Raw genomic sequence first — 328 nt, 5'->3', positions numbered from 1 at the left:
GGCTGTCGGCAGGGTCGGTGCGGCCGCCCGGGAAAACGAATTTCCCTGGCATGAAGGCGTGCGCGGCGTGGCGACGTCCCATCAGCACCAGGACGTCGTCGCCTTGGCGGTCGAGCAGGATGAGCGTCGCGGCATCACGCGGACGCAGGGGCCGGCCGTCATGCACGGCCAGGCCCTTGTCGATCTTGTCGACGTCCGCCTTGGTCATAGCTTCCATGCGCGGGAGCTAGCGGAAACTTCTTTCACGCGCAAGTGGCCTGAACGATTCGCATGTGACGCCAGCCACCACCACAGGCCCCGGGATGCGGCTCGCTCACATCATTATCGG

The 328-nt window shown here is 65.9% G+C and carries 1 pseudogene; it reads right to left on the bottom strand.

The window, feature by feature from the left end:
- A pseudogene (locus tag EN853_RS33410) lies at positions 1 to 217 on the bottom strand (NUDIX hydrolase); the annotation flags it as partial.
- Positions 218 to 328 lie beyond the last annotated feature (111 nt).

The sequence above is a fragment of the Mesorhizobium sp. M1C.F.Ca.ET.210.01.1.1 genome (assembly GCF_004791585.1).
Lineage (GTDB): Bacteria > Pseudomonadota > Alphaproteobacteria > Rhizobiales > Rhizobiaceae > Mesorhizobium.
This window is presented reverse-complemented; position numbering and strand designations above follow the sequence as displayed.